General features: G+C 68.3%; 2 protein-coding genes and 2 pseudogenes. 2 read left to right on the top strand and 2 right to left on the bottom strand.

The window, feature by feature from the left end:
• Nucleotides 1–191 precede the first annotated feature (191 nt).
• Nucleotides 192–3,873, top strand: a pseudogene (locus ASG00_RS02265) (multifunctional oxoglutarate decarboxylase/oxoglutarate dehydrogenase thiamine pyrophosphate-binding subunit/dihydrolipoyllysine-residue succinyltransferase subunit); the annotation flags it as partial.
• Between the two features lie 28 nt (nt 3,874–3,901).
• On the opposite strand, the gene ASG00_RS14245 reads toward ASG00_RS02265, so the two are convergent.
• The gene (locus ASG00_RS14245; RefSeq protein ID WP_056518914.1) at nt 3,902–4,147 is read right to left on the bottom strand and encodes a zf-HC2 domain-containing protein; all 246 of its coding nucleotides are present in this window, start codon (nt 4,145–4,147) and stop codon (nt 3,902–3,904) included.
• Nucleotides 4,144–4,743 carry a sigma-70 family RNA polymerase sigma factor gene (locus ASG00_RS02260; protein ID WP_235557392.1) on the bottom strand — a complete coding sequence of 200 codons (600 nt, stop codon included), beginning with the start codon at nt 4,741–4,743 and terminating at the stop codon, nt 4,144–4,146. The genes ASG00_RS14245 and ASG00_RS02260 overlap by 4 nt, the downstream gene beginning before the upstream one ends.
• Nucleotides 4,744–4,860: 117 nt before the next feature.
• Here ASG00_RS02260 and ASG00_RS16480 point away from each other — a divergent pair.
• A pseudogene (locus ASG00_RS16480) lies at nt 4,861–5,156 on the top strand (3-phosphoshikimate 1-carboxyvinyltransferase); the annotation flags it as partial.

Raw genomic sequence — 5,156 nt, 5'->3', positions numbered from 1 at the left:
CCCCCAACGGTACTGAGCGCCGCGACAGGATCGGCCGAGTCTTCCTCATAGGAAATGAACAGAGATTCTTCCGCTCCAGCCGCGCGATCCCGGGGCAGGCGGCTCCCGACTGGGCTACGCTTGACACCCGTGCGCGCAGGCCACGATGGCCCGCGGAAAATTCGCAATCTCACGAAAGCGGGCGATCGAACGTGTCGAGCCAGGTGACCGGCGTCGGGCTGTCGAACGACGGAGAGTTCGGGGCCAACGAGTGGCTCGTCGAAGAGCTCTACGAGCAGTTCAAGGTCGACAAGAACTCCGTGGACAAGGCGTGGTGGCCCGTCCTCGAGACCTACCATTCGACGTTGACGACGTCGACGGATGCCGCGGCCCCCGCGGCGCCCGCGGCCCCGCCGGCCGCCGCAGCGCCGGCCGAGCCGAAGCCCGTCACCGCGCCGATCCCGGTCGTGGGAGCCGCGCCCGTCGCGCGAACGACGACGAAGCCGGCGGCGCCGCAGCCGATCCCGGCTCAGGCGCCCGACGTGAAGACGCAGGCTCCGACCGAGTCGGCCGAGGAGGACAAGGTCACCGTCCTCAAGGGCATGACGAAGACCCTCGCGTCGAACATGGACGACTCGCTGTCCGTTCCGACCGCGACGAGCGTGCGCACCGTCCCGGCCAAGCTGATGATCGACAACCGCATCGTCATCAACAACCACATGGCCCGCACCCGCGGCGGCAAGGTGAGCTTCACCCATGTGATCGGCTGGGCCCTGATCCAGGCGCTCAAGGAGTTCCCGAGCCAGAACGTCTTCTACGCCGAGGTCGACGGCAAGCCCGCCGTCGTCGCTCCCGCGCACATCGGCCTCGGCATCGCGATCGACCTGCCCAAGCCCGACGGCACGCGAGCGCTCATGGTGCCGAGCATCAAGCGCGCCGACACCCTGAGCTTCAACGAGTACCTCGTCGCCTATGAGGACCTGGTCAAGCGCGCGCGCGACAACAAGCTGACCGCCGCCGACTTCCAGGGAACCACGATCTCGCTCACCAACCCGGGCGGCATCGGCACCGTGCACTCGGTGCCGCGCCTGATGAAGGGCCAGGGTGCGATCATCGGCGCCGGCGCCCTCGAGTACCCGGCGGAGTTCCAGGGCGCGAGCGAGAAGACGCTCTCTGAGCTGGCGATCGGCAAGACGATCACGCTCACCAGCACCTACGACCACCGCGTCATCCAGGGCGCCGGGTCCGGCGAGTTCCTCAAGAAGGTGCACGAGCTGCTCATCGGGCAGCGCGGGTTCTACGAGAGCATCTTCGCGGCACTGCGCATCCCCTACAGCCCGATCCACTGGAACGCCGACATCAACGTCGACCTGTCCGAGCGCGTCGACAAGACGGCCCGCGTGCAGGAGCTCATCAACGCGTTCCGCGTGCGCGGACACCTCATGGCCGACATCGACCCGCTGGAGTACGTGCAGCGCACGCATCCCGACCTCGAGATCGAATCGCACGGGCTCTCCTTCTGGGATCTCGACCGCGAGTTCGTGACCGGCGGCTTCGGCGGGAAGCGCACGCTCAAGCTCCGGGACATCCTCGGGGTCCTCCGCGACTCGTACTGCCGCACCATCGGCATCGAGTACATGCACATCCAGGACCCGGCCCAGCGCAAGTGGTTCCAGGACAACTGCGAGGTCAAGTACCAGAAGCCCGGCCACGACGAGCAGCTGCGCATCCTCTCGAAGCTCAACGAGGCCGAAGCCTTCGAGACCTTCCTGCAGACCAAGTACGTCGGCCAGAAGCGCTTCAGCCTCGAGGGCGGCGAGTCGCTGATCCCGCTGCTCGACCGGGTGCTGCACGGTGCGGCCGCCGCCGGCCTCGATGGTGCCGCGATCGGCATGGCCCACCGCGGCCGACTCAACGTGCTGACCAACATCGCCGGCAAGACCTATGGCCAGGTGTTCCGCGAGTTCGAGGGCACGTCGCTCCCCGGCAACAAGCTCGGCTCGGGCGACGTCAAGTACCACCTCGGCACGGAGGGCACCTTTGTCTCCGACGAGGGCCACGAGCTCCCCGTCTATCTGGCCGCGAACCCCTCGCACCTCGAGACCGTCGACGGCGTGCTCGAGGGCATCGTGCGCGCCAAGCAGGACCGCGGACCCATCGGCTCGTTCGCGTGGCTTCCGATCCTCGTGCACGGCGACGCGGCCTTCGCGGGCCAGGGCGTCGTCGTCGAGACGCTGCAGATGTCGCAGCTGCGCGGGTACCGCACGGGCGGCACGGTCCACGTGGTCGTCAACAATCAGGTCGGCTTCACCACGCTCCCCATCGACGGACGCACCTCGGTGTACGCGACCGACGTCGCCAAGACCATCCAGGCCCCGATCCTCCACGTGAACGGCGACGACCCCGAGGCCGTCGTGCGCGTGGCCGAGCTGGCCGTCGAGTACCGCCAGACGTTCCACCGCGACATCGTCATCGACATCGTCTGCTATCGCCGACGCGGCCACAACGAGGGCGACGACCCCTCGATGACCCAGCCCCTCATGACGAACCTCATCGAGGCGAAGCGCTCGGTGCGTCGCCTCTACACGGAGGCACTCGTCGGCCGCGGCGACATCACCGAGGACGAGTACGAGCAGGCCAAGCGCGACTTCCAGGACCGCCTGGAGATCGCCTTCGCCGAGACGCACGCCGCCCAGACGGGCGCACAGGGCATCGTGTCGACCACCGCGCTCGTCGAGCCGGCCGTCGGCGAGCCCGACACCACGGGGGTCTCGGCCGACGTCGTGCAGGCCATCGGCAACGCGTTCGTGAACAAGCCCGACGGCTTCACCGTGCACGCCAAGCTCCAGCAGCTTCTCGACAAGCGCGCCGACATGAGCCGCAACGGCGGCATCGACTGGGCCTTCGGCGAGCTCCTCGCCTTCGGCTCGGTTCTCATGGAGGGCACCCCGGTGCGCCTCGCAGGCCAGGACTCGCGCCGCGGCACGTTCGTGCAGCGCCACGCGATGTTCCACGACCGCAGCAACGGCCAGGAGTGGTACCCCCTCGCCAACCTGTCGGAGAACCAGGGACGTCTCTGGATCTACGACTCGCTGCTCAGCGAGTACGCGGCGATGGGCTTCGAGTACGGCTACTCGGTCGAACGCCCCGACGCGCTCGTGCTCTGGGAGGCACAGTTCGGCGATTTCGCGAACGGAGCGCAGTCGGTCATCGACGAGTACCTCTCGGCGGCCGACCAGAAGTGGGGCCAGCAGTCGAGCGTCGTGCTGCTGCTCCCCCACGGTTACGAGGGCGCCGGTCCCGACCACTCGTCGGCACGCATCGAACGCTTCCTGCAGCTGTGCGCACAGGACAACATGACGGTCGCCCGCCCCTCGACGCCTGCGTCGTACTTCCATCTGTTGCGTCGACAGGCCTACGCCCGTCCGCGTCGCCCCCTCGTCGTGTTCACCCCCAAGGCGATGCTGCGTCTGCGCGACGCGGTGAGCCCGGTGGCGGACTTCACCTCGGGTCGGTTCGAGCCGGTGCTCGACGATGACCGCGCGATCGACAAGTCCGTCGTGAAGCGTGTGCTGCTGCACTCCGGCAAGGTGCACTGGGATCTGCGGTCGGAGCTCGAGAAGAACCCGAACCCGGAGATCGCCCTGGTGCGCGTCGAGCAGTTCTACCCGACGCCGGTGTCCGAGCTCAACGCGATCATCGACAGCTACCCGAACGCCCAGCTGGTGTGGGTGCAGGAGGAGCCGGAGAACCAGGGCGCCTGGCCGTTCATCGCCCTGGAGGTCGTGAAGCACCTGCACGGACGCACGATCCGCTCCGTCACCCGTGCCGCCGCGGCGTCCCCCGCTGCCGGATCCGCCAAGGTGCACGCGGTCGAGCAGGCCAAGCTCATCGNNGCGGCATCCGCGGGCTTCGTCGTTTGTCAGTGGTGTGTCGCCTGGGCCGCGCGCAGCTGCGTCAGCACGAGGTCGCGCAACTCCTCCGGGGCCGACTCGCGGCATGCGCGGGCGACGACGTCCGTCAGGGTGCGGGCCACCAGCGCCTCGTCGGAGCAGGCAGGGCAGCTCTCGAGGTGCTGCCGGATGTCGGCGTGCTCGGTGCTGCACACCTCGTTGCGGAGGTACTCCTCCAGGTCACGCCGCGCTTTGTCGCAGCCGCAATCGCTCATTTCCCCACTCCCGGTGCCGCGGAGCCGATGCCCCGCTCCTGTGCATAGTCGGCCAACAGGTCGCGCAGCATGCGCCTGCCACGATGCAGGCGGCTCATGACCGTGCCGATCGGCGTCTTCATAATGTCCGCGATCTCCTGATACGCGAACCCCTCCACATCGGCCAGATACACGGCCAGGCGGAAGTCCTCCGGGATCGACTGCAGCGCCTCTTTGACGACGGATGCCGGCATCCGGTCGATGGCCTCGGCCTCCGCCGAGCGGGAGCTCGTCGCGGTCGTCGACTCCGCGCCGCCGAGCTGCCAATCCTCGAGTTCGTCGATCGTGCCCTGATAGGGCTCGCGCTGCTTCTTCCGGTACGTGTTGATGTAGCTGTTGGTCAGGATGCGGTAGAGCCACGCCTTGAGGTTGGTTCCCTGCGTGAACGTCGCCCACGAGGCGAACGCCTTCACGAAGGTCTCCTGCACGAGATCGGCCGCGTCCGCAGGGTTGCGCGTCATCCGCATCGCCGCCGCGTACAGCTGGTCCATGAACGGCAGCGCCTGCTCCTCGAATTGGGTGCGCGCTTCCTCGGTGGTCGTCGCCTGCTCGGTCATCAGCGCAAAGTCTACGTCGGCGGCTTCCGGCGCACCCGTCGTGCGCTCGAGCATCGCGAGCATGCATCCTCCTTGCGCCCCGGGACCGATGCGAGGCGTTCAGTAGGCTAGAAACCGATGAGCGCGCCCAGCTATTCCCCAGCGTCACCGCCGTGGCCTGCGCCCGCGGCCGGTCGGCCGGTGACGGCGACCGTGAGCGTGCCGGGTTCCAAATCGCTCACGAACCGCGAGCTCGTGCTGGCGGCGCTCGCTGACGGCCCCGCGCTCGTCACGGCGCCGCTCCCGTCCGACGACTCCGCGCGCATGATCGATGCGATCGCGGCGCTCGGCGTCGGAGTCGCCAGCGTGCCCGGCTCGGGCCGGTTCGGCGACGATCTGCGCATCACCCCCGCCCGGCTCCACGGCGGTTCGAT

It is taken from the genome of Microbacterium sp. Leaf351, assembly GCF_001423825.1.
Classification (GTDB): Bacteria; Actinomycetota; Actinomycetes; order Actinomycetales; family Microbacteriaceae; genus Microbacterium; species Microbacterium ginsengisoli.
This window is presented reverse-complemented; position numbering and strand designations above follow the sequence as displayed.

Coding starts and splice junctions, on each gene's coding strand:
- ASG00_RS02260 (WP_235557392.1), bottom strand. CDS start 4,743: ATGACCGAGCAGGCGACGACCACCGAGGAAGCGCGCACCCAATTCGAG.
- ASG00_RS14245 (WP_056518914.1), bottom strand. CDS start 4,147: ATGAGCGATTGCGGCTGCGACAAAGCGCGGCGTGACCTGGAGGAGTAC.